The sequence below is a fragment of the Pseudomonas sp. KB_15 genome (genome assembly GCF_052114525.1).
Lineage (GTDB): Bacteria > Pseudomonadota > Gammaproteobacteria > Pseudomonadales > Pseudomonadaceae > Aquipseudomonas.
Window position 1 is genome coordinate 25843 of record NZ_JBFREX010000017.1, and the last position, 26788, is coordinate 52630.

27 protein-coding genes and 3 pseudogenes are annotated in these 26788 nt (G+C 60.6%); 13 read left to right on the forward strand and 17 right to left on the reverse strand.

The genetic code is table 11. The annotated features are described in order from the left end of the window. Positions 1-53: 53 nt before the first annotated feature. Complete coding sequence (locus tag AB4Z35_RS15780) at positions 54-488, forward strand: DoxX family protein (protein WP_442098026.1); 435 nt, start codon at positions 54-56, stop codon at positions 486-488. Positions 489-737: 249 nt separating this feature from the next. Continuing rightward, positions 738-1046, forward strand: a complete 309-nt coding sequence (locus tag AB4Z35_RS15785; RefSeq protein ID WP_008001428.1) for a hypothetical protein — start codon at positions 738-740, stop codon at positions 1044-1046. Positions 1047-1064: 18 nt separating this feature from the next. Here AB4Z35_RS15785 and greB read toward each other — a convergent pair whose 3' ends face one another. From greB to AB4Z35_RS15800, 3 genes are read right to left on the reverse strand one after another with little or no spacing between them, the layout of a single operon-like run. Next, positions 1065-1562: a transcription elongation factor GreB gene (greB, locus tag AB4Z35_RS15790; protein WP_057713804.1), complete on the reverse strand. Its 498-nt coding sequence runs from the start codon at positions 1560-1562 to the stop codon at positions 1065-1067. 34 nt (positions 1563-1596) lie between these two features. Beyond that, a complete protein-coding gene (locus AB4Z35_RS15795; RefSeq protein WP_442098027.1) occupies positions 1597-4101 on the reverse strand; it encodes an ABC transporter permease in 2505 nt (834 codons plus the stop codon). Continuing rightward, entirely contained in the window at positions 4101-4784 is a 684-nt protein-coding gene (locus AB4Z35_RS15800) for an ABC transporter ATP-binding protein (RefSeq protein ID WP_008001434.1), read from the reverse strand. The genes AB4Z35_RS15795 and AB4Z35_RS15800 overlap by 1 nt, the downstream gene beginning before the upstream one ends. A 10-nt stretch (positions 4785-4794) precedes the next feature. Between AB4Z35_RS15800 and AB4Z35_RS15805 the strand changes: the two genes are divergently transcribed. The 4 genes and pseudogenes from AB4Z35_RS15805 to phnN all read left to right on the forward strand — a co-directional run bounded on the left by AB4Z35_RS15805 (position 4795) and on the right by phnN (position 6833). Further along, positions 4795-5400: an arylesterase gene (locus tag AB4Z35_RS15805; protein WP_442098028.1), complete on the forward strand. Its 606-nt coding sequence runs from the start codon at positions 4795-4797 to the stop codon at positions 5398-5400. A gap of 56 nt (positions 5401-5456) precedes the next feature. Continuing rightward, positions 5457-5750 (forward strand): hypothetical protein, encoded by a 294-nt coding sequence (locus AB4Z35_RS15810; RefSeq protein ID WP_003226812.1) that lies wholly within the window; start codon positions 5457-5459, stop codon positions 5748-5750. Between the two features lie 367 nt (positions 5751-6117). Next, positions 6118-6237: pseudogene (locus tag AB4Z35_RS15815) on the forward strand (alpha-D-ribose 1-methylphosphonate 5-triphosphate diphosphatase); the annotation flags it as partial. A gap of 44 nt (positions 6238-6281) precedes the next feature. Further along, positions 6282-6833, forward strand: a complete 552-nt coding sequence (gene phnN, locus AB4Z35_RS15820; RefSeq protein ID WP_442098030.1) for a phosphonate metabolism protein/1,5-bisphosphokinase (PRPP-forming) PhnN — start codon at positions 6282-6284, stop codon at positions 6831-6833. Positions 6834-6944: 111 nt separating this feature from the next. Here phnN and AB4Z35_RS15825 read toward each other — a convergent pair whose 3' ends face one another. Together AB4Z35_RS15825 and AB4Z35_RS15830 are read right to left on the reverse strand one after the other, a co-directional pair. Further along, the gene (locus AB4Z35_RS15825; RefSeq protein WP_442098032.1) at positions 6945-7832 is read right to left on the reverse strand and encodes a LysR family transcriptional regulator; all 888 of its coding nucleotides are present in this window, start codon (positions 7830-7832) and stop codon (positions 6945-6947) included. A 151-nt stretch (positions 7833-7983) separates the two neighbouring features. After that, positions 7984-8130 (reverse strand): annotated as a pseudogene (locus AB4Z35_RS15830) (SDR family oxidoreductase); the annotation flags it as partial. 237 nt (positions 8131-8367) lie between these two features. Between AB4Z35_RS15830 and AB4Z35_RS15835 the strand changes: the two are divergent. Together AB4Z35_RS15835 and AB4Z35_RS15840 are read left to right on the forward strand one after the other, a co-directional pair. After that, positions 8368-8580 carry a type II toxin-antitoxin system HicA family toxin gene (locus AB4Z35_RS15835; RefSeq protein ID WP_442098034.1) on the forward strand — a complete coding sequence of 71 codons (213 nt, stop codon included), beginning with the start codon at positions 8368-8370 and terminating at the stop codon, positions 8578-8580. After that, positions 8580-8984, forward strand: coding sequence for a type II toxin-antitoxin system HicB family antitoxin (locus AB4Z35_RS15840; protein WP_007983297.1), 405 nt, complete (start codon positions 8580-8582; stop codon positions 8982-8984). Before AB4Z35_RS15835 ends, AB4Z35_RS15840 begins: the two co-directional genes overlap by 1 nt. A 90-nt stretch (positions 8985-9074) precedes the next feature. Here the strand turns inward: AB4Z35_RS15840 and AB4Z35_RS15845 are convergent, their stop codons facing one another. Continuing rightward, positions 9075-10280: an MFS transporter gene (locus AB4Z35_RS15845; RefSeq protein ID WP_442098035.1), complete on the reverse strand. Its 1206-nt coding sequence runs from the start codon at positions 10278-10280 to the stop codon at positions 9075-9077. A gap of 235 nt (positions 10281-10515) precedes the next feature. Between AB4Z35_RS15845 and AB4Z35_RS15850 the strand changes: the two genes are divergently transcribed. Together AB4Z35_RS15850 and AB4Z35_RS15855 are read left to right on the forward strand one after the other, a co-directional pair. Continuing rightward, the gene (locus AB4Z35_RS15850; protein ID WP_442098037.1) at positions 10516-11145 is read left to right on the forward strand and encodes a hypothetical protein; all 630 of its coding nucleotides are present in this window, start codon (positions 10516-10518) and stop codon (positions 11143-11145) included. A 106-nt stretch (positions 11146-11251) separates the two neighbouring features. Then, on the forward strand, positions 11252-11695 hold the full coding sequence (locus AB4Z35_RS15855) for a hypothetical protein (RefSeq protein WP_442098039.1): 444 nt from the start codon (positions 11252-11254) through the stop codon (positions 11693-11695). A 121-nt stretch (positions 11696-11816) separates the two neighbouring features. Here AB4Z35_RS15855 and AB4Z35_RS15860 read toward each other — a convergent pair whose 3' ends face one another. The 8 genes from AB4Z35_RS15860 to gcl form a co-directional block, all read right to left on the reverse strand. Next, positions 11817-12812, reverse strand: coding sequence for a sulfate ABC transporter substrate-binding protein (locus AB4Z35_RS15860; protein WP_116263125.1), 996 nt, complete (start codon positions 12810-12812; stop codon positions 11817-11819). A 92-nt stretch (positions 12813-12904) separates the two neighbouring features. Then, positions 12905-13729: an ion transporter gene (locus tag AB4Z35_RS15865; protein ID WP_007983287.1), complete on the reverse strand. Its 825-nt coding sequence runs from the start codon at positions 13727-13729 to the stop codon at positions 12905-12907. Between the two features lie 21 nt (positions 13730-13750). Continuing rightward, on the reverse strand, positions 13751-14665 hold the full coding sequence (locus AB4Z35_RS15870; RefSeq protein ID WP_442098040.1) for an urea transporter: 915 nt from the start codon (positions 14663-14665) through the stop codon (positions 13751-13753). Between the two features lie 145 nt (positions 14666-14810). After that, on the reverse strand, positions 14811-16226 hold the full coding sequence (pyk, locus tag AB4Z35_RS15875) for a pyruvate kinase (RefSeq protein ID WP_442098042.1): 1416 nt from the start codon (positions 16224-16226) through the stop codon (positions 14811-14813). After that, positions 16216-17496, reverse strand: coding sequence for a glycerate kinase type-2 family protein (locus AB4Z35_RS15880; protein WP_007998049.1), 1281 nt, complete (start codon positions 17494-17496; stop codon positions 16216-16218). Before AB4Z35_RS15880 ends, pyk begins: the two co-directional genes overlap by 11 nt. A gap of 153 nt (positions 17497-17649) precedes the next feature. Then, complete coding sequence (locus AB4Z35_RS15885; RefSeq protein WP_116263121.1) at positions 17650-18543, reverse strand: 2-hydroxy-3-oxopropionate reductase; 894 nt, start codon at positions 18541-18543, stop codon at positions 17650-17652. A gap of 137 nt (positions 18544-18680) precedes the next feature. After that, entirely contained in the window at positions 18681-19463 is a 783-nt protein-coding gene (gene hyi, locus AB4Z35_RS15890) for a hydroxypyruvate isomerase (protein WP_116263120.1), read from the reverse strand. Between the two features lie 137 nt (positions 19464-19600). After that, positions 19601-21376, reverse strand: a complete 1776-nt coding sequence (gene gcl / locus AB4Z35_RS15895; RefSeq protein ID WP_442098043.1) for a glyoxylate carboligase — start codon at positions 21374-21376, stop codon at positions 19601-19603. 281 nt (positions 21377-21657) lie between these two features. Here gcl and AB4Z35_RS15900 point away from each other — a divergent pair, with 281 nt between their 5' ends. Continuing rightward, the gene (locus AB4Z35_RS15900; protein WP_442098044.1) at positions 21658-22098 is read left to right on the forward strand and encodes a GlcG/HbpS family heme-binding protein; all 441 of its coding nucleotides are present in this window, start codon (positions 21658-21660) and stop codon (positions 22096-22098) included. A gap of 215 nt (positions 22099-22313) precedes the next feature. Further along, the gene (locus AB4Z35_RS15905; protein ID WP_442098148.1) at positions 22314-22772 is read left to right on the forward strand and encodes an REP-associated tyrosine transposase; all 459 of its coding nucleotides are present in this window, start codon (positions 22314-22316) and stop codon (positions 22770-22772) included. Positions 22773-22881: 109 nt separating this feature from the next. Here the strand turns inward: AB4Z35_RS15905 and AB4Z35_RS15910 are convergent, their stop codons facing one another. Continuing rightward, positions 22882-23490 carry a TetR/AcrR family transcriptional regulator gene (locus AB4Z35_RS15910; RefSeq protein ID WP_442098046.1) on the reverse strand — a complete coding sequence of 203 codons (609 nt, stop codon included), beginning with the start codon at positions 23488-23490 and terminating at the stop codon, positions 22882-22884. 134 nt (positions 23491-23624) lie between these two features. On the opposite strand from AB4Z35_RS15910, the gene AB4Z35_RS15915 reads away from it, so the two are divergent. After that, positions 23625-24539, forward strand: coding sequence for a DUF808 domain-containing protein (locus AB4Z35_RS15915; protein WP_442098047.1), 915 nt, complete (start codon positions 23625-23627; stop codon positions 24537-24539). 31 nt (positions 24540-24570) lie between these two features. Here AB4Z35_RS15915 and AB4Z35_RS15920 read toward each other — a convergent pair. Both AB4Z35_RS15920 and AB4Z35_RS15925 read right to left on the reverse strand, forming a co-directional pair. After that, a pseudogene (locus AB4Z35_RS15920) lies at positions 24571-25353 on the reverse strand (MlaA family lipoprotein); the annotation flags it as partial. Then, complete coding sequence (locus AB4Z35_RS15925) at positions 25346-26644, reverse strand: serine/threonine protein kinase (protein ID WP_442098048.1); 1299 nt, start codon at positions 26642-26644, stop codon at positions 25346-25348. The pseudogene AB4Z35_RS15920 and the gene AB4Z35_RS15925, both read right to left, overlap by 8 nt. Between the last annotated feature and the right edge of the window lie 144 nt (positions 26645-26788).

The following is a 26788-nucleotide window of genomic DNA, read 5'->3' on the forward strand; positions in this document are numbered from 1 at the left end:
TTACTGATTAATATAGCGGCCAACCAACACACACTTACAAGGAATGAAACAGCATGAGCATTCTGATCAACAAGGTACTGTCTACCCGCGCTGGCTACGGCCTGACCGTTTTGCGCATCGTGGTCGGCATTATTTCCGCCGCTCACGGCTCGCAGAAACTCTTCGGGGCATTCGGTGGCTATGGTCTGGCGGGAACCGCGCAGTACATGGAAAGCCTCGGACTGACGCCGGGTTACCTGATGGCGACGCTGGCGGGCGGCATCGAGTTCTTCGCCGGCCTGGCCCTGATCATCGGCCTGCTGGTTCGTCCGGCCGCACTGGGTCTGATCTTCCTGTTGCTGGTCGCGATTTTCTCGGTGCACATCAGCAACGGACTGTTCATGGCCAACAACGGTTATGAATTCGCCCTTGCTTTGCTCGGTGGCAGTATCGCGGTATTGATCGAAGGTGCGGGCAAACTCTCGGCGGACCGTGCCATCGCCGGCTGACCGCTCTGGCTCAACAAAAAAGGCCCGCATCGTGCGGGCCTTTTTTTGTTGAGCGTCATTCTTGACACTGTCCAGTCAGCTTCTCTAGGATGTTGCTCATGCGCCGATTTAAACAGCTACTTGCGGGGCGCCAGGTGACTCATTCAGTTGCCGACAGAAGCCTGAACAGGCTTCGAAATACCGCTAAAGCGCTGGTTCGGTGTTGCCTCTCACCTGCCATGCAGACTTTTGAGGCAGAGACACGACACAATGAATGCACTAAACCCCGTTGTACGTCCCGCGCCGATCACGGCACATCTGACCCAGCGCAATCCAAAAATCCTGCTTGGCGGCAAACATCAGCCGACGCTCTTGCGTTATCTCGATGGCTGGCCACGTCGTACCGGCGGTCCCGCTGCCTTCCTGATCCAGTTTGTCGAAGACGGTGAGTCGCTCGCTCGTTTTGCCGACGACAGTTTTGATCTGGCGGTGATTCAATCTCCCAGCCTCGAAGACGCTCCTGAAGTGATCAGGCAACTCACCCGCGTTGCCCGACAAGGGCTGATTACCCGGCGCTGAGGCCCGGAACGCTGCGGTTCACGGGTACTCGATTGCCACGATGTACACACACTGCTCACCGGTCGGTGTCTGGACCCGAACTTCGGCGTCCAGAGCCTTGCCGATCAGGGCGCGAGCCAAGGGCGAGTCGATGCTGATCAGGCCCTGTTTGAGGTCCAGTTCATCCGGCCCGACGATACGGTAGCGCGACTCTTTGCCGTCCTCGTCTTCGATAGTGACCCAGGCGCCGAAATAGACCTTGTTCGGATCGCTGGGTTTTTCGCTGACAACCTTGAGCGCTTCCAGGCGTTTGGTGAGAAAACGCACGCGGCTGTCGATCTCTCGCAGCATCTTTTTGCCGTAGGTGTATTCGGCGTTCTCCGAGCGATCGCCCTGGGCCGCGGCTTCGCTGACAGCCTGGGTAACCTGGGGGCGACGTACATGCCACAGCTCATGGAACTCGGCGCGCATCCGCGCTTCACCCTCGGGGGTGATCAGCGCGGTGCCGGCGGTGCGGGGAGGGCGGTAACGGCTCATGACAGCTTCTTGTGGTGAGGATGGCAGGAGTCTATCAACCCTCGCGCAGGACTGTCAGCGGGCTGGCGTTCAATGCCCGACGGGTGCCGAACACCCCGGCACCACCAATGAGCACGGCACCAACCAGTGGCAGCAGCAACAGCCATGGATGCGGGTGCCACGGCAGGTCAAAGGCATAGCGGTAGAGTACCCAACTCACGACTTCCGAACCCAGCGCCGCCAGCAAACCACTGACCGCACCGAGCAAGCCGAACTCGATGCGCCGCGCCTTGACCAGCAATTGCCGTTCGGCCCCCAGCGCTCGCAGTAATGCGCCCTGGCGAATACGTTCGTCCAGCGTCGCCTGCAGGCCGGAAAACAGCACCGCCATCCCCGCCGCCAATACGAACAACAACACATACTCCACCGCCAGGGTCACCTGGGCGAGGATGCTGCGCAGTTGCTCCAGCAAGGCTTCGACCTGCAGGATCGTCACCGCCGGGAAGGCACGGGACAGGTCGACGATCTGTTGGTCATGACCCGGCGCCAGATAGAAACTGGTCAAGTAAGTCGCCGGAAGATCCTTCAGGGTGCCGGGCTGGAAGATCATGAAGAAGTTCGGCTGGAAGTTGTCCCAGTTGATCTCCCGCAGGCTGGTGACTCGCGCCTCGCGATTGACCCCGCCAACACTGAAAATCAGGTGATCGCCGAGCTTGATTTTCAGGCTTTCAGCGACCTTGCCCTCTACCGACACACCGGGAACATCATCCGGCGTTTGTTCATTCCACCAATTGCCGGTAGTGAGCTTGTTGCCCGGCGGCAAGTCCGCGGCCCAGGTCAGACTCAGGTCGCGCTGGATCGCCCGGTCGCCGGCCGATTCTTTGGTGACGATTTGCTGCACCGGCTCGCCGTTGATGCTGATCAAGCGCCCCGGCACCACCGGGTACAGTGGCGCCGATTGCGCCGACACGGCAATCAGGTGATCGGTGAAGGCCTGTTTGTCCGCCGGCAGGATGTTCAGCGCAAAGTAGTTCGGTGCGTTTTTGGGTAACTGGTTCTGCCAGGTGTCCAGGAGCTCGCCACGTAGCAAGGCGATCAGTGCCATCGACAGCAGAATCAGGCCGAACGCCAGGGACTGGCCCGCGGCAGCCAGCGGATGACGCAGCAATTGGCCGAGTCCGAGGCGCCAGGGCAAGGACGCACGAGCAAGCAAGCGCCGCAGACTCTTCAACAGCAGCAGCAACAAACCGCCCAACACCAGCGCTGCAATCACGCCGCCGCCGAGCAGGGCAAAGGTCAGCAACAGGTCCAGGCTCAGGCGCCACATGATCAGGCCGAGGGCACCCAGCGCTGCGCCGTAGACCATCCAGGTGCTGGAGGGAATCGGCAGCATATCCCGGCGCAGTACGCGCAATGGCGGAACCCGGCCCAGGGCCGCCAGCGGCGGCAAGGCGAAACCGGCCAGCGCCACCAGTCCGGTGCCGATCCCGGCAATGGCCGGAAACAGCCCGCCCGGGGGCACGTCGGTCGGCAGCAAGTCATGCAGCAGGGCAAACAACCCGAGCTGTGCGAGCCAGCCGAGGAGGGCGCCGCTGATGCTGGCCAGCAGCCCGAGCACGGTCAGTTGCAGGCTGAACAAGACCATGGTTTCCCGGCGTGACAGCCCGAGGCAGCGCAACAACGCACTGGCATCGAAGCGGCGGGTGGCGAAGCGGGTTGCCGACAGCGCCACTGCCACGCCGGACAGCAACACCGCCACCAGGCTGGCCATGTTCAGGTAGCGTTCGGCCTTGCCCAGGGCGCCTCCGATCTGCCGGTTGCCATCGCGGGCGTCCTGCAGGCGCTGGTTGGCGGCCAGTCCCGGTTTGATCAGTTGCCGATACGTCTCGAGTGCCTGGGCATTGCCTCGCCATAATTCGCGATAGCTGACCCGGCTACCGGGTTGCACCACGCCGGTTGCCGCAAGGTCGCCGAGATTGATCAGCACTCGCGGCGTCAGGCTGTAGAAGTTGCCGGCGCGGTCGGGTTCATAGGTCAACACTCGCGCCAGCTTCAGGGTTTTCATGCCGACATCGATGCTGTCGCCGATCTTCAGGTCCAGGGCGGTCAGCAGGCGTGCCTCGACCCAGGCTTCACCGGGTTGCGGTCCGCCACCAACGGTTTGCGTGGCGAACGGGGCGGGCGCGCTTTTCAGTTCGCCGCGCAGCGGGTAGGTGTCATCGGCCGCCTTGATACTGGACAACTGGATGCCGTTGTCGGTGGCGATGACGCTGGAAAACTCCACCACCTGCGCATGTTCCAGTCCCAGTTCGACGCCGCTTCTTATCTGTTCGGCGCGTGCCGGCGAACTGCCTTCGAGGAGCAGGTCGGCACCGAGAAACTCGGTAGCGCGCAGCATCATGGCGCCGTTCAGGCGCGCGCCGAAATAACCAATCGCAGTGCTCGCGGCCACGGCCACCAGCAAGGCGAAAAACAACACACGCAGCTCACCGGCGCGGGCGTCGCGCAGCAATTGGCGGATGGCGAGAGTGAACAGGCGTAACAGCGGCAGGCGTGCCATCAAGGCTCCAGAGGGGCGACCAGCAGGCCGGCTTCAAGACGAATCAGGCGCCGGCAGCGATGGGCCAGGCGTTCATCATGAGTCACCAGCACCAGGGTCGTGCCGCGCTCCTTGTTGAGTTCGAACAGCAAGTCGCTGATGCGCTCGCCGGTGTGGCTGTCGAGGTTGCCGGTAGGTTCGTCGGCGAACAGCACAGCGGGTTCGGCGGCAAACGCGCGGGCAATCGCCACGCGTTGCTGCTCGCCCCCGGAGAGCTGGCGCGGCGAGTGAGTCAGGCGTTGACCCAGCCCAACGCGTTGCAGCAATTGGGTGGCGCGTTCGCGGGCGTCTTTGCGGCCATCGAGCTCCAGTGGCAGCATGACGTTTTCCAGAGCATTGAGGCTGTCGAGCAACTGGAATGACTGGAACACAAAACCCACGTGTTCGGCACGGATGCGCGCACGCTGGTCTTCATCGAGGTTGCTCAGGCCTTGCCCGGCGAGAGTGACTTCGCCACTGCTCGGCAAATCGAGCCCGGCAAGCAGGCCCAGCAGTGTGGACTTGCCTGAGCCCGAAGCACCGACGATGGCCAGGCTATCGCCCTTGTTCAGTTCCAGGCTGAGTTCGTGCAGGATGGTCAGTTCACCTTCCGCGCTGGGGACCACTTTGCTAAGGTCCTTCGCGATGAGAATGCTTGCGCCCATGGAGAGTCCGATGCGTGTCTGGTTTTTGAGTGCTGGCCTGGCCTTGATGTGCATGGCCCAAAACGCAGCGGCGGGTACAGTCCTGATCGTTGGCGATAGTATCAGCGCCGGTTTCGGGCTGGATACCCGGCTGGGGTGGGTGTCGCTGCTTGAGCAACGGCTCAGGCGCGAAGGTTTCGACGACAAAGTGATCAATGCGTCCATCAGTGGCGACACCAGTGCCGGAGGCCAGGCGCGCCTGCCCGCGCTGCTTGTAGAGCATAAACCGGATCTGGTGATCCTCGAGTTGGGCGGCAATGACGGCCTGCGCGGGTTGCTGCCAACTCAATTGCAACAAAATCTTGCATCAATGATCGACAGTTCCCGGGCCAGCGGTGCCAAGGTGTTGCTGCTCGGCATGCAATTGCCACCCAATTACGGTGTGCGTTACACAAAGGCGTTTGCCGAGGTCTACAGCAACCTGGCTGATGAGAAAAAAATCCCGCTGGTGCCGTTTTTCCTCGACGGCGTGGGCGGCCATCCGGACTTGATGCAGGCCGACGGCATACACCCGGCGGCCGGGGCCCAGGACAAGTTGCTGGAAAATGTCTGGCCTACTCTAAAACCGCTGTTATGACACTTTTCTAGAGGCAGGCTTTCGGCTAAGGTGGCGCCCCCGATTTGGAGCCCCCGATGCCGCGTCCCGCCTGGTCACTATTTGCCTACCAACTGATCGAGCCTGACGAACAGCTGGATCTGTTCGCCTGCCAGGAAGTGCGGGTACACCTGGTGACCCGTCAATTGGAGTTGGGCGGCTCGGCGGATCGCACCTTGTGCGGCAGCCTGTTGCCGGCACAGCCACGCTGGTCGAGTGTTGATCGCCGGGTGTTTCAGGATCAGCGGCTGTGTTCGCTGTGCAGGGCCATTCTTGAGTCGCAGAAGCGGGGTACTTCGCCGATCTGGCCGGAGTTGCGGTTCGAGCTTTGATCCGTCATTGCCTGCTTGCCCTGTTATTTTGAGTGCATATCCGTTGTTAAGGTAACGGCGGCTTATGGTTTCGCCCTTACGGCGACTCACCTCCCCCCGGATGAACGCCGGAACGAGGCCTGCCGAGGGGGCGGGTGGATCAAGATCAAGAGCTGCAGGCGAGCTAACGCTCGGCCCTGTAGGAGCGAGCTTGCTCGCGATGGACGTCAACGATAACGCGTGCTGCCTGAATGCCCGCGTTGTCCTGGCGTTTTTCGCGAGCAAGTCGGATCGCCGCACTGTCGCTCCTACAGGGAAACGAGTTCAATTGCGATCAGGCCGGCCGGTATACCGCCTCGCTTTGCTTTTGCGGTACGCGCCCCTTCGTGAGGCCGCGCGTAGTTACCGGGAGCACGACATGAATGTGTTGATGGGCGCACCGAACATCGTGCGGGGCGGGTCGCACTCGGGTAACGTGGCTGCCGCAGATCTGGCCGCAGCGGGGTTGCCGGTGGTCCAGCAAGTATGGCGACAAGCGAAGAGGGGGAATTGATGGCGGGCAGGTTGATCTATCTCATCGGGCCTTCAGGTTCGGGCAAGGACAGCCTGCTGGATGCCGCGCGAACGCGGTTGGCCGAACGCGGCTGCCGTATCGTGCGGCGGGTCATTACCCGCTCGGCCGAAGCCGTGGGCGAGGCGGCGCTGGGTGTCAGTGCGCAGCAATTCGCCGATATGGAAGCTCAGGGCGCGTTTGCCCTGAGCTGGCACGCCAATGGGTTGTCCTATGGCATCCCGCGGGAAATCGACGATTGGCTGGCCGCCGGCGAGGACGTGCTGGTCAATGGTTCTCGGGGGCATTTGCAGAACACGCGCCTGCGCTATCCAGACGTGTTGGTGCTGTTGTTGACTGTGGATCAAACGGAACTGCGCCATCGCTTGCTGGAGCGCGGGCGAGAATCGCTGATCGAGATCGATCAGCGGTTGGCACGCAATGCCCGATTCAGCGAGCAACTGCTGGCGGACGACCCGACCGTACACGTGCTCGACAACTCCGGGCCACTTGAGCAAACGGTCGAGCGGTTGCTGGTCTGCATTGACGAGTGACACCGATTTACCTGACATTGCCGGGAACGGACGACGAGCAATTAGCTTCGTACGCGGCCAATGCAGGCCATGGCGCAGCCTGTGATCTTTTGATCTTGATTGAGCTGCCTGTCAGGCCTTCCTGTCCAACAACCCCTGCACATACTCCACGAACGCCCGAGCCTTGGCGCTGGCCATTCTCCCGGTGGGGAACACCGCCCACAGATCCAGGTTCGGCAAGGTCCAGTCCTTCATTGCCTCGCGGACCGAACCGTCGGCCAGTTCCGGCGCGAACATCCATTGCGAGGCCATGGTCAGCCCTTGATGGGCCAGCACGGCTTCACGCAGGCCTTCGGCGGCGTTGACGCGGATCCGGCCGTTGATGATCACCGATTGCTCCTCGCCGGCCTTGTTGAACTGCCAATTGGTGCCGCCGCCAAGGGTGTAGACGATTGCCTGATGCTTGCACAGGTCGGCGGGGCAGGTGGGTTCGCCGTGTTTTTCGAAGTACGCCGGTGTGCCCAGTACCATGCGCCGGCATTCGGCGATCTTGCGGGCGGTCAGCCCCGAGTCGCTCAACTCGCCCATGCGCAGGGCGATATCGACGCCTTCTTCCACCAGATTGACGTTGCGATCATCGAGCATCAAGTCGATGTTCAACTCCGGGTTTTGCTCCAGAAAGGGTCCCAGGTGCGGGACGATGTGCAGCCGGCCGAAGGTGACTGCCGCGCAGATGCGCAGGTTGCCACTCAGCCCGCTGGCGGAACCGCGTGCGGCGTTGTCGGCCTCGTCGGCTTCTTCGATGGCGCGCCTGGCCCGTTCGAAAAAGGCCAGCCCGGCCTCGGTGGGCGTCAGGCCCCGGGTCGAGCGCAGCAACAGCCGCACCGCCAACCGCGATTCCAGTTGCGCGATGGTTTTCGACACGGCTGGCTGGCCGATGTTCAGGCGCCGGGCCGCGGCGGAAAACGAGCCGGTTTCCACCACGTAGACGAAGGTTTCCATTGCGCCGAGGCGGTCCATCTGAGGTCCTTGTGCAAAGTCTGGAGGCTGTCGCAAGTCCCCCTGTGGGAGCGAGCCTGCTCGCGATAGCGGTTTAACATTCAACATTGATGCTGACTGCCATGCCGCCATCGCGAGCAGGCTCGCTCCCACAAGGGATATGTGGAGACGCTCAGAACACGGCTTTACCCACCGAAGCACCGTCATCGACAAACAGTGTCTGCCCGGTGATGAACCCGCTCTGCTCCGACAACAGAAACGTAACCGCCGAGGCGATTTCCTGTGGCTGCCCCAGGCGACCCATCGGCACGCTGGCCAGATCCGCCAGCACTTCCTGGGTCAGCCGCGGATCGCATCCAGCATCGCTTCAGGCTCTGAGCGCTGAGTGTAATCGGGGTTGACCTTGGCGTAACGCGCAGGCATTGGCAATTATTTGGGCCGGAACATCTTTTCATCACACTCTGTAAAACACCCGAACGTCGTGCTTCGGTTTTTTGTGCTTGAGTAAAGATAACTCTAGGGTTATTTTTGTTTTTGCCAAGCAAGGAGGCTGGTGGTGCAGAGCCGGCTATTGATCAAGGAGTTGGTGGAAGCGGGTTGGACCCTGGACCGGGTCACTGGCAGTCATCATATCTTCACGCACCGTTACAACCCGTACACCATTCCCGTCCCTCATCCAAAAAAGGAATTACCGATCGGGACGGTCAAGAGCATCAGGAGGCGAGCCGGGCTGAACTGCCCGCCAGCCAGTTACGCAGGAGATCCATAATGCAATATCCAATCTGTATCGAATGGGGCGATGAGAACACCGCCATCGGTATCCAGATCCCCGATATTCCAGGTGCGGTGACCGCCGGGGATACCTTTGAAGAGGCTTACAACGCAGCCGTCGAAATTGCCCACATCATGTTGCAGGAGATGGCTGCAGACGGCGATACGATTCCGATGCCGACTTCGGCGGCATTGCACCGCGGCAATCCTGAATTCGCCGACATGGGCTGGGGCATGCTGGAACTGGACATCTCGCCGTACATGGGCAAGACCGAGAAGGTCAATGTCACGCTGCCCGGCTATGTGATCCAGCGCATCGACCGCTATGTGCGCGAGCACAACGTCAAAAGCCGCTCCTCCTTTTTGGCGGATGCGGCGATGGAGAAGCTGGTTCGGCAATGAGTGAGGCCAATCACATCGCAAGCAAGTTCGATTCAACAGGGTTAATGGAAAACCTGTAGGAGCGAACCTGCTCGCGATGCTGTTGAAGGCTTACGCCGTCGCCAGCGAAACCTTCTGCGAAACACTCAAGAACCGCAACAACGCCAACAGCGGAAACGCACTGCCGACGATCACGATCCACAACCAGCCGCCCTGTTCGTACACCGCGCTGGCCACCGAAGAGCCGAAGGCGCCGCCGATGAAGATGCTGGTCATGTACAGCGCATTCAGGCGGCTGCGGCTTTTGCCGTCGAGGGCGTAGACCGCACGCTGGCCGAGGACCATGTTCATCTGGACGCAGAAATCGAGCACCACGCCGGTCACGGCCAGGCCGATGATACTGTAGGCCGGATGGATAAACGCCGGCAGAAAACTCAGGCTGGCGAACAGCAGGGCCAGCAGTGACGCGATGCGGGTGTGACCGGCGTCGGCCAGGCGCCCGGCGATGGGGGCGGCAATGGCGCCGATGGCCCCCACCAGCGCGAAAATCGCGATCTCGCTTTGCGACAAACCGTGATTGCGCGCCAGTTCCAGCGGCACGGCGGTCCAGAACAGGCTGAAGGTGGCAAACATGCAACCCTGGTAAAAGGCCCGTTGGCGCAGGACCGGCTGTTTGCGCAACAGCGTCCACAGCGAGCCCAGCAACTGGCCATAGGAAGCGCTGTGATCAGGTTCACGCTTGGGAATGGTCACTGCCAGCACGATGCTGATGGCCGCCATCAACGCCGCGGCAATCACAAACATCGCCCGCCAGCCGAAATGGTCGGCCACCACACTCGACACCGGCCGGGCCAGCAGAATGCCGAGCAACAAACCGCCCATGATCCCGCCTACCACACGGCCACGGGTTTCTTCCGGCGCCAGGTGCGCGGCCAATGGAATCAGGATCTGCACCGAGACCGAACTGAACCCGACCAACAGCGAAATCAGTAAAAACACGTTCGGCTGATCGGTGAATGCCGCCCCCAGCAGGCTGACAATCGCCACCAGCGTGGTGGTGATCATCAATCGGCGGTTCTCCAGCAAATCCCCCAGCGGAACCAGGAAAAACAGCCCCAGCGCATAGCCGATCTGAGTCAGGGAAACGATCAGGCTGGCCATGGTGTTGGTCAGGCCAATATCCGGGGCGATCAGGCCGATGATCGGCTGGGCGTAGTAGATGTTGGCAACAATGGCGCCGCAGCAGAAGGCGAACAGCAGCACCATGCCTCGGGTCATTGTCGCGGTGCCGTGGGGCACCTGGGTCGCTGGGTTCATAACGGGTCTCGCTGTACGGAATGGAATGCGCGCAGGCTAATGGGCTGGCGGAAACGGCGGAAGCGGGATTGAAGTGATAGCAATCATTCCATTGCGGAATGACTGGCGGACGCGTGCGTCGTCCGCCGAACGGCCTTGCGTCAGAAGATCGAAGGTCAATGATACATTCACTTACATCTTGTTCGATAGCGTGCTTATGTTCTCTCTCCACGTCTCATGACCTGAGGGCCGCTCCATGAATGAGAAGTTTCGTCAGCTGATTCGCCGGGTTTCAGTCGTCACCTTGATCAGTGTATTCAGCGCTGGCCTGGCCCAGGCCGAAGACGCGCCGGGCACGCGCATCGGTGTGCGCGGCGAGATCACCGGCGTCAGTCCGGACGTGCTGAAAGTCCATGCCAACAGCGGCGAAAACGTAGTGATCAATCTGACCCAGGACACCAAGGTCCGCGCCGTGACCCTGGCCAATATCGAAGACATCAAGCCCGGCAGCTACATCGGCTCCGCGGCTATTCCTCAGGAGGATGGCACCCTCAAGGCCCTGGAGGTCCACGTTTTCCCACCGGAGCTGGCCGGCAGTGGCGACGGTCATCGGCCGTTTGATCTGGTCAAGGGCAGCAGCATGACCAACGGCAGCGTCGGCGACCTGGTGGTGAGCAATGGCCGGGTGCTGACCGTCAACTACAAGGGTGGCCAACAGAAGATCCTGGTGCCCGAAGACGTCCCCATCGTCAACCTGATGCCAGCCGATCGCAGTCTGTTGAAGGTGGGCGTGAAGATCGTGACCTTTGTCACGCAGGGCGCTGACGGCACGCTCACCGCTCAATCCATCTCGGCAGGCAAGGATGGCGTGACGCCGCCGATGTAACCTGAACGTGGCAACCGGCCATCTGAAGAAAAGCCCGCACAGCCCCGGCAGCTAGAATCTACAGGGGGGATCACTTCAATGTGTCCTTACGAGCGGGAGTATCACGATGAAAATCGTAACTTCGCTGGCGTTAGTGGTAGCGGTCGGTTGGATCTCTGGGTGCTCGACAGTGCCTGACAGTCAGGTCACCAGCGTTCCCCTGAATGCTACATCCAATAATCCCGGGAATATTGCCCGGTTGATCATGATGCCCAGTGATAACGCAACAACGTTCTGGGTTGAGGTCAGCGGCGAGAGCATAGGCAGCACATTGCCAGGGCGGTTGACGGCCTACATCTATCCGGGAAGCTGTGGGAACCTGGGTTCGAAACCAGTCTATGACATGAATGACGGTCCAAATGCCCGGTTCTATTCGCAAGCGTCAAACCAGCGCTTCTGGAAAAGCGCACCGGTCGCCGTCGAGACCCTTCGAGCCGGTGGCTATGCCTTGGTCGTGCGTGAAAGCCCGGCCGATGGTCATCAGGCTATTTTCTGCGGCAACCTGAGTTGAAACATACACGGAACACTGTAGGAGCGAGCCTGCTCGCGATGGAGTCACGGTCAACGCGTTTATTCAGAAAAAACGCATTATCGTTGACGTCCATCGCGAGCAAGCTCGCTCCTACAGGTGTTTATTGCGCATAAATCTGGTCGAAAACGCCGCCATCATTGAAGTGGGTTTTCTGCACGGTGCGCCAGTCGCCAAAGGTCTTCTCGACGGACAGGAAGTCCACTTTCGGGAAGCGGTCGGTGTACTTGGCCAAAACAGCCGGGTCACGCGGGCGCAGGTAGTTTGCTGCGGCAATCTCCTGACCTTCCGGCGACCACAGGTACTTCAGGTATTCCTCGGCTGCCGCACGGGTGCCTTTCTTGTCGACGGTTTTGTCGACCACTGACACCGGTGGCTCGGCTTCGGCGGAAACGCTTGGGTAGATGACTTCGAACTGATCACGGCCGAACTCGCGGGCGATCATTTCCGCTTCGTTTTCGAAGGTCACCAATACGTCGCCAATCTGATTGGTCATGAAGGTGGTGGTGGCGGCACGGCCACCGGTATCCAGGACCGGGGCTTGCTTGAACAGTTTGCCGACAAAGTCTTTGGCCTTGTTTTCGTCGCCGCCGTTTTTCAACACGTAGCCCCAGGCCGAGAGGTAGGTGTAGCGACCATTACCGGAAGTTTTCGGGTTCGGGACGATAACCTGAACGCCATCCTTGAGCAGGTCCGGCCAGTCTTTCAGGGCTTTCGGGTTGCCCTTGCGAACGATGAACACGGTGGCCGAAGTGAACGGCGCGCTGTTGTTCGGCAGGCGCGTGACCCAGTTGTCCGGGACCAGTTTGCCGTTGTCGGCCAGGGCGTTGATGTCGGTGGCCATGTTCATGGTGATGACATCCGCCGGCAGGCCGTCGATCACCGAGCGCGCCTGTTTGCTGGAGCCGCCGAAGGACATTTGCAGGGTGATGTTTTCGTTGTGCTCGGCTTGCCAGTGTTTCTGGAACGCAGAGTTGTAGTCCTTGTAGAAATCGCGCATCACGTCGTAGGAAACGTTGAGCAGGGTCGGTGCGGCTTGAGCCACGCTGGTCAATGCCAGGCCAGCGGCGAGAAGAGAGGCGCCAAAGAGTTTTTTCACTGCGCAGTCCTTGTTCTATTTAAAAGTGGGGCAATTTGCCAGCGACTATAACTGGGCTCGTATAGTCCTTTAAAGATTAAAAAGCTCTTTGCTTATTCCAGTTTTTTGAACAGTGCGTTGCCGCAACGGGAGCAGAACGATGCTTCCTGTTCGTGGCTGTTTTTCGCACACACCGGGCAATTGTGCTGCAACTGACCACCGCGCATGGCGGTGGCCAGTTCGGCGGTGAAGATCCCGGTGGGCACGGCAATGATCGAGTAACCGGTGATCATTACCATCGACGAGATGACCTGGCCCAGGGCGGTCTTGGGCACGATGTCGCCGTAACCGACGGTGGTCAGGGTGACGATCGCCCAGTAGATGCCCTTGGGAATACTGGTGAAGCCATGTTGCGGACCTTCGACCACGTACATCAAGGTGCCGAACACGATGACCAGAGTGCAGACGCTGAGCAGGAACACGAGGATTTTCTGCTTGCTGCCGCGCAAGGCATCGAGCAGGTAATGGGCTTGTTTGAGGTAGGGACCGAGCTTGAGCACGCGGAAGATCCGCAGCATCCGGATGATCCGGATGATCAGCAGGTACTGGGCATCGCTGTAGTACAGCGCGAGGATGCCGGGCACGATGGCCAGCAGATCCACCAGCCCATAGAAACTGAACGCGTAGTGCAGCGGTTTGGGCGAGCAGTACAGGCGCAGGATGTACTCGCCGAGGAAAATGATCGTGAAGCCCCACTCGATGTACGCCAGCAGGCTGGCGTAGTTCTGGTGGACGTCATCGATGCTGTCGAGAATCACCACCACCAGGCTGGCGAGGATGATCAGCAGCAGGGTGGTGTCGAAACGTCGCCCGGCGACGGTGTCGGTCTGGAAAATAATCACGTACAGGCGATTACGCCACGTGTCGTTGCTGATCATGCACATCGCCTTGGCCGCAAATCAGCGCAGCCTAGGTTGATTCTCCCCGGGAGCGCAAGGTGCGCTTTCGACCGTGGCCTTGCCGAGCATTTGCACAACGCAGCGGATCAGCCAGCAGGCAAGAATGAACGGCGCAGTCAGCGTAGGCAGACCGATGGCGGCAAACACCGGCGTCAGCAACAGCGCCAGGCCAATGCCAATCAGCGGCAGCCACGGTTGGCGACGCCGCGAACTGAAGGCGAGGGCGGCCAGCACGGCGTTATAACCACCGAGGCCGAGCAGTGCGGTGTAGAAGTCGTGGTGCAGCAGGCTCCAGCCCATGCCCGCGACAGACGCAAGCAACGCCCAGCAGAATGCGCGGCGATCGGCGATCAGCAAACCGGCGGCAATCATCGCACCGGCCAGCGGATGACCGAGGAACATCACCTGGCCGATGCCTTTGAGTGGTGCGGCGAGCATGTTCAGCGTGCTGACTTCGATCAAATGCGGCTCTGTCGAGGGCGTGGCGAAGCACAGCAAGACCCAGCCCAGCCCGACGAAGGGCGCGGTGTAGGCTGGCAGGCATTGGCTGAACCGGACGCGCTTGAGCCACTGCTGGGTGATCATCGCACTCAGACCGCCGGCGGCCAGAATCAGTGGCGGCATCATCGCCGACCAGGGGAAGTACAGGCTCAGCAACAGACCGAGCAGAACGCCGTTGTAGCTGAACAACCCGGCCTGACGGTCAGCCTTGGCATAGTTGCGACGTTGCGCGGTGAGCAGGCCGGCAACACCACCGAGCAATGCGCCGCCGAGCAAGGCGGGCGCAGTGAACAGGATGGCCAGGACGCACAGCAGGCCGCACAGCGGATTGCGCTGGAGAAAGATCTGGCTGAAGCCGTTGAGCAATGCTTCGGCCCAGTCGGGGCAATGGGTGTTGAAATGGTTGGCAGGCATGGCAGTTCTGAAAGTCAATGAAACCGGGTTGCCTGCATCGCGAGCAAGCTCGCTCCCACACTGAATCTATGTTCAGTCTTGATTCTGTGATCAACACAAAACCAATGTGGGAGCGAGCTTGCTCGCGAAGAGGCCAGTTCAGGCGCTAGATCAAAGTCTCGATACGCAGAGAGTTAGTCGATCCCGGCTGCCCAAACGGCACACCGGCGGTGATCAATAACGTGTCGCCACGCTGCGCCATGCCCTGGGCCTGGGCGATCTCCAGCGCTGTGGAGCAGACTTCATCGACCTGACGCAGGCGATCGTTGACCACCGAGTGCACGCCCCACGCCACACTCAGGCGACGGGCGGTCTGCAGGTTCGGTGTCAGGTTGAGGATCGGCACCGTCGGCCGCTCCCGCGCAGCACGCAGGCTCGACGCGCCAGACTCGCTGTAGTTCACCAGCACCGCCACCGGCAGCACGTTGCTGATGCGGCGAATGGCGCAGCTGATCGCGTCGGAAACAGTCGCCTCGGCTTTTGGCCGGCTGACGTCGAGTTGAGTCTGATAGTCCGGACCGTTTTCCACCTGGCGGATGATCTTGCTCATCATCTGCACGGCTTCAAGCGGGTATTCGCCGGACGCGGTTTCCGCCGACAGCATCACCGCGTCCGCACCTTCGGCCACGGCGTTGGCCACGTCGGTGACTTCGGCGCGGGTTGGCGCCGGCGAGAAGCGCATCGACTCCAGCATCTGCGTGGCCACCACCACCGGCTTACCGAGCTGGCGGCAGGTGCTGATGATGTTCTTCTGAATCTGCGGCACGCTTTCGGCCGGCACTTCCACGCCCAGGTCGCCACGGGCGACCATGATCGCATCGCTCAACTCGGCGATCTCGCGCAGTTGTTCGACGGCCGAGGGCTTCTCGATCTTGGCCATCAGGAAGGCCTTGTCGCCGATCAGGGTGCGGGCTTCGCGAATGTCATCGGGACGTTGTACGAACGACAGCGCCACCCAGTCCACCCCCAGCTCCAGACCGAAGGTCAAGTCGCGGCGATCCTTGGCGGTCAGCGGGCTCAGGTCGAGCACCGCTTGCGGCACGTTCACGCCTTTGCGGTCCGACAGTTCGCCGCCATTGAGCACGGTGGTGTCGATGGCGTCGGCGTACTTGGTCACCACCCGCAGACGCAATTTGCCGTCGTCCAGCAGCAGGTCCATGCCCGGCTCCAGGGCCGCGATGATTTCCGGGTGTGGCAGGTTGACCCGGCGCTCATCGCCCGGCGTGGCATCGAGGTCCAGGCGCAAGGCCTGGCCACGCACCAGTTGCACTTTGCCTTCGGCGAACTTGCCGACCCGCAGTTTCGGGCCTTGCAGGTCCATCAGAATGCCCAATGGATAATTCAGCTGGCGCTCGACTTCACGAATCCACTGAAAACGCTGGGCGTGGTCGGCGTGATCGCCATGGCTGAAGTTCAGGCGGAAGATGTTGACCCCGGCCAGCACCAGTTCGCGGATGCCGTCGATCCCTTCGATGGCCGGGCCGAGCGTGGCGAGGATTTTGACCTTTTTGTCAGGCGTCATGTTTAGTGCTCTCGAGGATCAGGATGGCGCGGAAGTCATTGACGTTGGTGCGGGTCGGCTCGGTAACGATCAGGGCGTCGAGAGCCTCGAAATAGCCGTAGCCGTTGTTGTTGTCCAACTCGTCGCTGGCGCTCAGGCCCATTGCTGCGGCGCGGGCGTAGCTGTCCGGGGTCATGATCGCGCCGGCGTTGTCTTCGGAACCGTCGATGCCATCGGTATCGCCGGCCAGGGCATACACGCCGGGCAGGCCCTTGAGGCTGTCGGTCAGGCTCAGCAGGAACTCGGCATTGCGCCCGCCACGGCCGTTGCCGCGCACGGTGACGGTGGTTTCGCCGCCCGAGAGAATCACGCAGGGCGCCGCCAGTGGCTGGCCATGCAGCACGATTTGTCGCGCGATGCCGGCGTGGACTTTCGCCACCTCGCGGGATTCGCCTTCCAGGTCGCCGAGGATCAGCGGACTGAACCCGGCCTGACGGCATTTCACCGCCGCCGCTTCAAGCGATTGTTGCGGGCGGGCGATCAACTGGAAATGACTGCGGGCCAGGCTCGGATCACCGGGTTTGACCGTCTCCGATTCCGGGCTCTGCAGCCAACTGCGCACCGAGGCCGGAACCTCGATGGCGTAGCGTTTGAGGATCGCCAGGGCTTCGGCTGAGGTACTCGGGTCGGCTACGGTGGGGCCGGAGGCGATGACCGTGGCGAGGTCGCCCGGTACATCGGAAATCGCGTAGGTGTAGACCGTGGCAGGCCAGCAGGCTTTGCCCAGGCGGCCGCCCTTGATCGCCGAGAGGTGCTTGCGCACGCAGTTCATCTCGCCGATGGTCGCGCCGGACTTGAGCAGGGCTTTATTGATCGACTGCTTGTCGGCCAGGGTGATGCCTTCGGCCGGCAGTGCCAGCAGGGCAGAGCCACCGCCAGAGAGCAGGAATATCACACGGTCGTTTTCGCTGAGGTCGCTGACCAGTTCCAGCACACGCTTGGCCACGGCCAGGCCAGCGGCGTCCGGTACCGGATGCGCGGCTTCGACCACTTCGATTTTTTCGCATGGAGCGCCGTGACCGTAACGGGTCACCACCAGACCGGACACTTCGCCCTGCCAGCAGCGCTCGACCACCTGGGCCATGGCGGCTGCGGCTTTGCCGGCGCCAATGACGATTACGCGTCCGCTGCGGTCGGCGGGCAAATGGGCTTCGAGGACTTGTTGCGGATGCGCCGCGTCGATGGCTGTGGCAAACAGCTCGCGCAGCAATTGTTGCGGATCGACCGACATGGCGGGCTCCCGGAATTCTTGTTATTTGAAGGGCAACTCGGTCCAGTGTGGGAGCGGGCTTGCTCGCGAAAGCGCCATGTCAGTCAACATCTCTGTTGAATGTGAAGCCGCCTTCGCGAGCAAGCCCGCTCCCACATGGGGATGGGGCAGGGCTTACTTCTTGTCGCGAATCGAGAAGTTCGCCATGTGTTCCAGGCCCTTGATCAGCGCCGAGTGGTCCCAGTTGCTGCCACCGATGGCCGCGCAGGTGCTGAACACCTGCTGGGTGTTAGCGGTGTTCGGCAGGTTGATGTTCAGCTCCTTGGCGCCTTGCAGGGCCAGGTTCAGGTCCTTCTGGTGCAGGCTGATACGGAAGCCTGGATCGAAGGTGCCCTTGATCATGCGCTCGCCGTGCACTTCGAGGATCTTCGACGAAGCGAAGCCGCCCATCAGCGCTTCACGTACCTTGGCTGGATCGGCACCGTTTTTCGAAGCGAACAGCAGGGCTTCGGCCACGGCCTGGATGTTCAGGGCCACGATGATCTGGTTGGCCACTTTGGCGGTTTGACCGTCACCGTTGCCACCGACCAGGGTGATGTTCTTGCCCATGGCCTGGAACAGCGGCAGGGCGCGTTCGAAGGCGTCGGCATCGCCGCCGACCATGATGCTCAGGGTCGCAGCCTTGGCGCCGACTTCACCGCCGGACACCGGCGCATCGAGGTACTGCGCGCCTTTTTCGTTGATTTTGGCCGCGAAAGCCTTGGTGGCGGTCGGCGAGATCGAACTCATGTCGATCACGACTTTGCCTTTGCTGACACCGGCAGCAACGCCATCGGCGCGGAACAGCACGTCATCGACCTGCGGGGTATCCGGCACCATGACGATGATGAATTCAGCTTCCTGGGCGACTTCTTTCGGGTTCGCCAGGGCAACGGCGCCAGCGGCGACCAGGTCGGCAGGCGCAGGGTCGTGGTGCGCCGACAGGAACAGGCTGTGACCGGCTTTCTGCAGGTTCGCTGCCATTGGGTGGCCCATGATGCCGGTGCCGATAAATCCGATTTTAGCCATGAGAAAATCCTCTTGTTTTGTGCTTTCTGTAGGAGCGAGCCTGCTCGCGAAAAAACTCAACGAAAACGCGTGCTGCCTGAGTAAACGCGGCGCCTGATCGTTCTTCGCGAGCAGGCTCGCTCCTACAGGGATATGTGTCAGATCGCGTTATGGGTTTTCAACCAGCCCAGGCCCGCTTCGGTGGTGGTCAGCGGCTTGTATTCGCAGCCGACCCAGCCCTGATAACCGATGCGGTCCAGGTGTTCGAACAGGAAGCGGTAGTTGATTTCACCGGTACCTGGTTCGTTGCGCCCCGGGTTGTCCGCAAGCTGCACATGGTTGATCTCGCCCAGGTGCGATTGCAGGGTACGGGCCAGGTCGCCTTCCATGATTTGCATGTGGTAGATGTCGTATTGCAGGAACAGGTTGGCGCTGCCGACCTGCTCGCGAATCGACAGGGCTTGCGCCGTGTTGTTCAGGTAGAAGCCCGGGATGTCACGGGTGTTGATCGCTTCCATCACCAGTTTGATACCAGCCGCTTGCAGCTTGTCGGCCGCGTACTTGAGGTTGGCGACGAAAGTTTTCTCCACGGTGGCATCGTCAAAGCCCTGCGGACGAATACCGGCCAGGCAGTTGACCTGGGTGTTACCCAGTACCTGCGCGTAAGCAATGGCCAGATCGACACCGGCACGGAACTCTTCGACCCGGTCCGGCAGGCACGCGATACCGCGTTCGCCCTTGCCCCAGTCACCGGCCGGCAGGTTGAACAGCACTTGGGTCAGACCGTTGGCGTCGAGTTGGGCCTTGATTTCGGCGGAGCTGAAGTCGTACGGGAACAGGTATTCGACACCATTGAAGCCGGCCTTGGCGGCCGCTTCGAAACGGGCAAGAAAGTCCTGTTCGGTGAACAGCATGGACAGGTTGGCTGCGAAACGCGGCATGGTGGTCTCCCGTGTATGTATGAGGTCCCTTGTGGGAGCGGGCTTGCTCGCGAAGGCGGAGTGTCAGTCGACATCAATGGTGAATGTCAGACCGCCTTCGCGAGCAAGCCCGCTCCCACAGGGGGAGCGGTCAGCAGTTAGTCCAGCAACGAAATCGCAGTCGGTGCGTCGTCGCCGACCAGCGCCAGGTCTTCGAATTCGTTGACGGCGTTGATCTCGGTGCCCATGGAAATGTTGGTCACGCGCTCCAGGATGATCTCGACGATCACTGGAACCTTGAACTCTTCGATCAGCTCCTGGGCCTTGCGCAGGGCAGGCTGGATCTGAGCCGGTTCGAATACGCGCAGTGCCTTGCAGCCGAGGCCTTCGGCCACCGCGACGTGGTCCACACCGTAGCCGTTGAGTTCAGGCGCGTTCAGGTTGTCGAAGGACAGCTGCACGCAGTAGTCCATGTCGAAACCGCGCTGCGCCTGACGGATCAGGCCCAGGTACGAGTTGTTCACCACAACATGAATGTAGGGCAGCTTGAACTGCGCGCCCACCGCCAGTTCCTCGATCATGAACTGGAAGTCATAGTCCCCCGACAGGGCCACGACTTTACGGTTCGGATCAGCCTTGACCACGCCCAGCGCTGCCGGAATGGTCCAGCCCAACGGGCCTGCCTGACCGCAGTTGATCCAGTGGCGCGGCTTGTAGACGTGCAGGAACTGCGCGCCGGCAATCTGCGACAGACCGATGGTGCTGACGTAGCAGGTGTCTTTGCCGAACACCTGGTTCATCTCTTCGTATACACGTTGCGGCTTGACCGGCACGTTGTCGAAGTGAGTCTTGCGCTGCAGGCTGRCTTTACGCTGCTGGCAGTCTTGCAGCCAGGCACTGCGGTTCTTCAGTTTGCCGGCGGCTTGCCATTCGCGAGCGACTTCGATGAACACGGTCAGCGCGGCAGCGGCGTCGGACACGATGCCCAGGTCCGGGGTGAATACGCGGCCGATCTGAGTGCCTTCGATATCGACGTGAATGAACTTGCGGCCTTCGGTGTACACATCAACCGATCCGGTGTGACGGTTGGCCCAACGGTTACCGATGCCCAGAACCACGTCCGACTTGAGCATGGTCGCGTTGCCGTAGCGGTGGGAAGTCTGCAAGCCAACCATGCCCACCATCAGCGGGTGATCGTCCGGAATGGTGCCCCAGCCCATCAGGGTCGGGATCACTGGAATGCCGGTCAGCTCGGCGAACTCCACCAGCAGGTCGCTGGCATCGGCGTTGATGATGCCACCACCGGCCACCAGCAATGGACGCTCGGCCTGATCCAGCAAGGCCAAGGCCTTCTCGACCTGAACGCGGCTAGCGCTCGGCTTGGCCAGCGGCAGTGGCTGGTAAGCATCGATGTCGAATTCGATTTCCGCCATCTGAACGTCGAACGGCAGGTCGATCAGCACCGGGCCTGGACGGCCGGAGCGCATTTCATAGAACGCTTTCTGGAACGCGTAAGGCACCTGGCCCGGTTCCAGAACAGTGGTCGCCCACTTGGTGACTGGCTTGACGATGCTGGTGATGTCGACAGCCTGGAAGTCTTCCTTGTGCATACGGGCGCGGGGTGCCTGGCCCGTGATGCAGAGGATTGGAATCGAGTCGGCCGAGGCGCTGTAGAGCCCGGTGACCATGTCGGTGCCGGCAGGGCCGGAAGTGCCGATGCACACGCCGATGTTGCCGGCCTTGGTGCGGGTGTAGCCCTCGGCCATGTGCGAGGCGCCTTCAACGTGGCGAGCGAGTACGTGATCGATGCCGCCGACCTTTTGCAGGGCGGAGTACAGCGGGTTGATGGCGGCACCCGGGATGCCAAAAGCGGTATCGACCCCTTCACGGCGCATCACCAGAACGGCGGCTTCGATTGCTCTCATTTTGCTCATGGTTTTGTGCCTCTTTACGTTTTGTAATTGTATACAAGTGGCTTTGCGCAGAGTGTATTCACGGCGGACGGCGCAGGTCAATCCATTTTCTCAAGCGCTTGTTTCATTCGTCGGAAGCCCGTTCTACTGTGGCTTTTCGTCGCATGTGGCGCCTTTCGAGAATTATTGTATACAAAAAAATAATTCATTGTGTTCTATTTGTTGCATCGGGCTGCGGCGAAAACGCGCGGCACAAGTGCGCAGCCCACCGACTTTCCGAAAAACAAAATGAGGACGGCACCATGAGCGCTTTAACCTTGAAAGTCGCAGTCAACCTGGTCAACGAGGCCATCAACGCAGGGCGTGCAATCTCCGCGGCACCCTTGACCATCGCGGTACTGGATGCCGGCGGGCATCTGATCACCCTGCAACGCGAAGACGGCGCCAGCCTGCTGCGCCCGCACGTCRCCATCGGCAAAGCCTGGGGCGCCATCGCGCTGGGCAAGGGCTCACGCTTGCTGGCGCTGGACGCCCAGCAACGCCCGGCATTTATTGCCGCGTTGAACAGCCTGGGGCAGGGCAGTGTCGTGCCGGCACCGGGTGGTGTGCTGGTTCGGGATCAGGACGGCAACGTGCTGGGGGCGGTGGGGATCAGCGGCGATCTGTCGGATGTTGACGAGCAGTGCGCGATCACTGCCATCGAGGTGTTGGGGTTGGTGGCGGATGCGGGGGTAGCAGCTTGATCCTCGCTGACTGAACTATCGCTTTCGCGAGCAAGCCCGCTCCCACATTATATTTTTTAGCGTACACAAACTTTGTGAACGTCAGCGATCAAGTGTGGGAGCGGGCTTGCTCGCGAAGGCGATCTCTCAGACACATCCAGCTAAAGCTCTACCCCATAGGCCCGTAGCCGCTGAACTAGCCTTTTCATGACTTCAACATGAGAGAGGGCAAGGGAATGCCTAAGCTGTCAGCATCACACCGCCTGCGCATCGGCCGCTACGCCGAGCAATACCGCATTTACCTACTGACTGCCAATATCCTGAAGCGGGAACCTGTTTTCAGGGATTACACCCTTGGCAGACTGGTTGTTCACCAATTCAGGCAAGCACAGGATGACGGCTTTGCCGACACACTGGCATGGGTGGTCATGCCGGATCATTTCCATTGGCTGATTCAATTGCAAAAGGGATCGCTTGCGCAGCTGATGTGCCAGGCGAAATCCTTGAGTACTCGTGCAATCAATAGGGCAACTGGCAGAACGGGGAGTCTCTGGCAACCGAGCTTTCATGACCATGCGCTGAGAAAAGAAGAGGATTTGGTAAAGCTGGCTCGATATGTTGTGGCTAACCCATTGCGGGCCGGGCTGGTCGGGAAGCTTGGTGATTATCCATTGTGGGATGCGATCTGGGTTTGATCTAAAACCGAGTTGCCGCCATTCGCGAGCAAGCCCGCTCCCACATTGGATCTATGGTGTTGCAAATTCCCTGTAGGAGCGAGCCTGCTCGCGAAGCAGGCGACTCGGTCTACCGCTCCGGCTCACACCCCTTGAGCACCAACCGGATAATCGTCTGCGCTGCCGCTTCGTAATCTTCTTCATCCAGCCTGGCCTTGCCGGTGATGGCGGTGATCTGCCAGTCGAAGTCGGCGTAGGTCTGGGTGGCGGCCCAGATGCTGAACATCAGGTGGTTGGGGTCGATGGGGGCGATTTGCCCGCGGTCGATCCAGGTCTGGATGCACTCGATGTTGTGTTTGGCCTGGCCATTGAGCTGTTCGACGAGATCGGCGCTCAGGTGGGGCGCGCCGTGCATGATTTCGCTGGCGAACACCTTGGAGGCGAAAGGCAGGTCACGGGAGATGCGGATTTTCGAGCGAATGTAGCCGCTGAGCACTTCACCGGGTTCGCCGTCCGGATTGAACGGTGTCGAGGCCTGCAGGATGGGCTCGATGATGCTTTCCAGAACCTCGCGGTAGAGGTTTTCCTTGGATTTGAAGTAGTAGTAGACGTTGGGCTTGGGCAATCCCGCCTTGGCTGCGATGTCGCTGGTTTTGGTCGCAGCGAAGCCTTTGTCGGCGAATTCCTCACTGGCGGCACGCAGGATCAGTTGTTTGTTGCGCTCGCGGATTGTGCTCATAAACCGGGTGATTCCTTGCCTGTTCTGGCGGTTGCGCATGGTATCACCGGCCTCGCGCGGCGCTCAAGAATGCGCCGCAGCCCGTGATGCCGCGCTATGCTGCTGCGCATTCATTGCAGAAGGAAACCCGATTCATGGCAGGAAGCAGTTTGCTGGTACTGATCGACGACATCGCGGCCGTGCTGGATGACGTCTCATTGATGACCCAGATGGCCGCCAAGAAAACGGCCGGCGTACTCGGTGACGACCTGGCACTCAATGCCCAGCAAGTCAGTGGCGTGCGTGCCGAGCGGGAAATCCCGGTGGTCTGGGCGGTCGCCAAGGGTTCGTTCATCAATAAATTGATCCTGGTGCCGTCGGCATTGGCGATCAGTGCGTTCATTCCGTGGCTGGTCACGCCGCTATTGATGGTCGGCGGTGCCTATCTGTGCTTCGAAGGCTTTGAAAAACTCGCCCACAAGTTCCTGCACAGCAAGGCGGAAGACGTCGCCGACCATGCGCAGTTGGTCGAGGCGGTGGCGGACCCTGCCATCGACCTGGTGGCGTTCGAGAAGGACAAGATCAAAGGTGCGATCCGCACCGACTTCATTCTTTCGGCAGAAATCATCGCCATCACCCTCGGCACCGTGGCCGGTGCGCCATTGAGCCAGCAAATCATCGTGTTGTCGGGGATCGCAATCGTCATGACCATCGGCGTTTATGGCCTGGTGGCGGGTATCGTCAAACTCGACGATCTGGGCCTGTGGTTGACGCAGAAACCCGGGCAGATGGCGAAAAGCATCGGTGGCGGGATTCTGCGTGCGGCACCGTACATGATGAAGAGCCTGTCGGTGATCGGCACGGCGGCGATGTTTCTGGTGGGCGGAGGCATCCTTACCCACGGCGTGCCGGTGGTGCATCACTGGATCGAAAGCGTCGGTGCTGCGGCGGGTGGTGGTGGATTTATCGTGCCGGTGTTGCTCAATGGCGTGGCGGGGATTGTGGCAGGAGCGGTGGTGTTGGTTGGTGTCTCGGCTGTCAGCAAGATCTGGAAAACCCTGAAAGGCTGAAGACTACACATAACAACTGTGGGAGCGGGGGTGCAATCTGCAACTTGCGCGCTTCGGTGTAGACGTAACGCACTTTCTCGTACTCGAACGGTGAGTTCATCTGGCCATAGCGGAAGTTTGTCTGGTAGCGCTTGTCGATGCTGCGCAGGATCCAGACTTCCGGATGGTTGGAGCTGACTTCGGCGACGTTGAGGAAGTTGATCGCACTCTCGGCCGTGTAATCCACCGCCAGGCCGCCGGTGTCACGCAGGTTGGACGGCCCGAGGATCGGCAGGACAAAGTAAGCGCCACCCGGCACGCCGTAGAAGCCCAACGTCTGACCGAAGTCTTCGCTTTGGCGCGGCAGGCCCATGGCAGTCGCCGGGTCCCACAGGCCGGCGATGCCGATGGTGGTGTTGAGCAGCAGGCGTCCGGTGGTTTCCAGCGAGCGCTGGCCCTTGAGTTGCAGCAGGCTGTTCAACAGGTTCGGCACGTCGCCGAGGTTGTTGAAGAAGTTGCTGACGCCGGTGCGCAGGAAACTTGGGGTGACGTAGCGGTAACCATTGACCACCGGCAGGAACACCCATTGGTCGAAACGGTAGTTGAAGTGATAGACGCGCCGGTTCCACTCCTCCAACGGGTCGTAGACGGCAAGCGCGTTGAGCGTCGAACGCTCGAACTCGCGTTGGTCCAGGCCCGGGTTGAATTTGAGTTTGCTCAGCGGTTCCTTGAAGCCGTCACTGTCGATGACTACGGGAGCGTTGGCTTTGCTGTTGTCGGCATTGGCGACGCCTGCACAGAGTAACGCAGCGAAAAGCAGGAGATATTTAGCCACGGAAGAACTCCAGCATGGCGTCGCTGTTGACGCGGTAGTTAATGTTGCCGCAGTGGCCGCCGTGCGGGTAAACGGTCAGGCGATCACCAAAGGTCCTGCGCAGGAAACCCAGGTCACCCGGGCCGAGGATCACGTCATCGGCGTTGTGCATGACGGCAATTTTCGGACTGTCGTGCAGATAGTCCTTCAGTGCATACAGGCTCACCTGGTCAATCAGTTGCAGCAGGCTGCCGCCGTCGGTACGGGCGCGCCACATCGGGATGACTTGTTCGGTGATGTAGCAGTCGAAGTCGCATTGCAGCGCACGCTTGAGGAATGGCGTGAGGCTCGTGCCCTCGGTGATCGGGAACTTGGGTGGGGTGATCAGGCCGCGACGGTTGATCAGGTCCGAAGTGAAGGCAATGTCGGCCGCCGAAAAGCGGAACGAAGTGCCGATCAGCATGGCCATCTGTTCGTTGGTCAGGTGCTGCTTGGACTGCTGGAAGTCGTAGAGCAGGGCGTCGTTGAGGTCGATGTAGCCCTTCTGCTGGAAGTAGCGGGTCAGTTTGTTCAGTACCAGTTCATAGAACGTGGTGCTGTTGTTGATGCCCTTGACCTCGGTCTGTACCAGCTTGTCGAGGTTGGTGATCGAGGTGTAGAGGTTGACCGGCGGGTTGAGCAGCAGGACTTTCTTGAAGTTGAAGCTGCGGCGGGTTTCATCCAGGTGCGCGACGAAGGCGGCATCCAGTGCACCGAGGCTGTACCCGGTCAGGTAGTAATCGGTGACCGGCACTTTCGGGTTCTGTGCCCGCACGGCCTGCATCACCCGGTACATGTCTTCGGCGTCTTCCTTGGAAACGCCCGGCGTGGCGAAGCGTGATGCGGAACTCATGAAGTCATAGCTGGTGGGCGATGACAGCTGCACCACGTGGTAACCGGCCTTGTAGTAGAGCTTCTTCAGGTATTCGTTCAGGCTGCTGTCATAACGTGCGCCGGTGCCGGCGATCAGGAAAATCAGCGGCGCGGCGTGATCCTGCGTGGCGATGCGGTAATCGAGTTTCTTGACCGCCCAGAAATTGTCCGGCAATTCGAACGCCCGTTCCGGACGCAAGGTGACGCTGCGCACCGCCTGATCAATGTCATCGTCCAGCGGTAGCTCCGGACGCAAGTCCGGCGGCGTGGTCGCGATGGTCGCCTCGAACGGATTGGTCAGGGGGTAGCCATAACTGGCGGCATCAATATCGACTGCCAGTGCGGACGCACTCAATATAAGGCCGCCAAACAGGGCGGCGAAGCGCAAGGAACGGAGCATGACTAAATCCCTTAGAAGAAGGTGCCGAATGAGTTTCGCAGGCTATGACCGCCGGATCTGCGCCAAAGTGCCAACCCTCGGCACCAAACTGGCCTGATTTCGAAGCAATAGTAGCTGGACGATACACTTCGCAGCGATTGAATG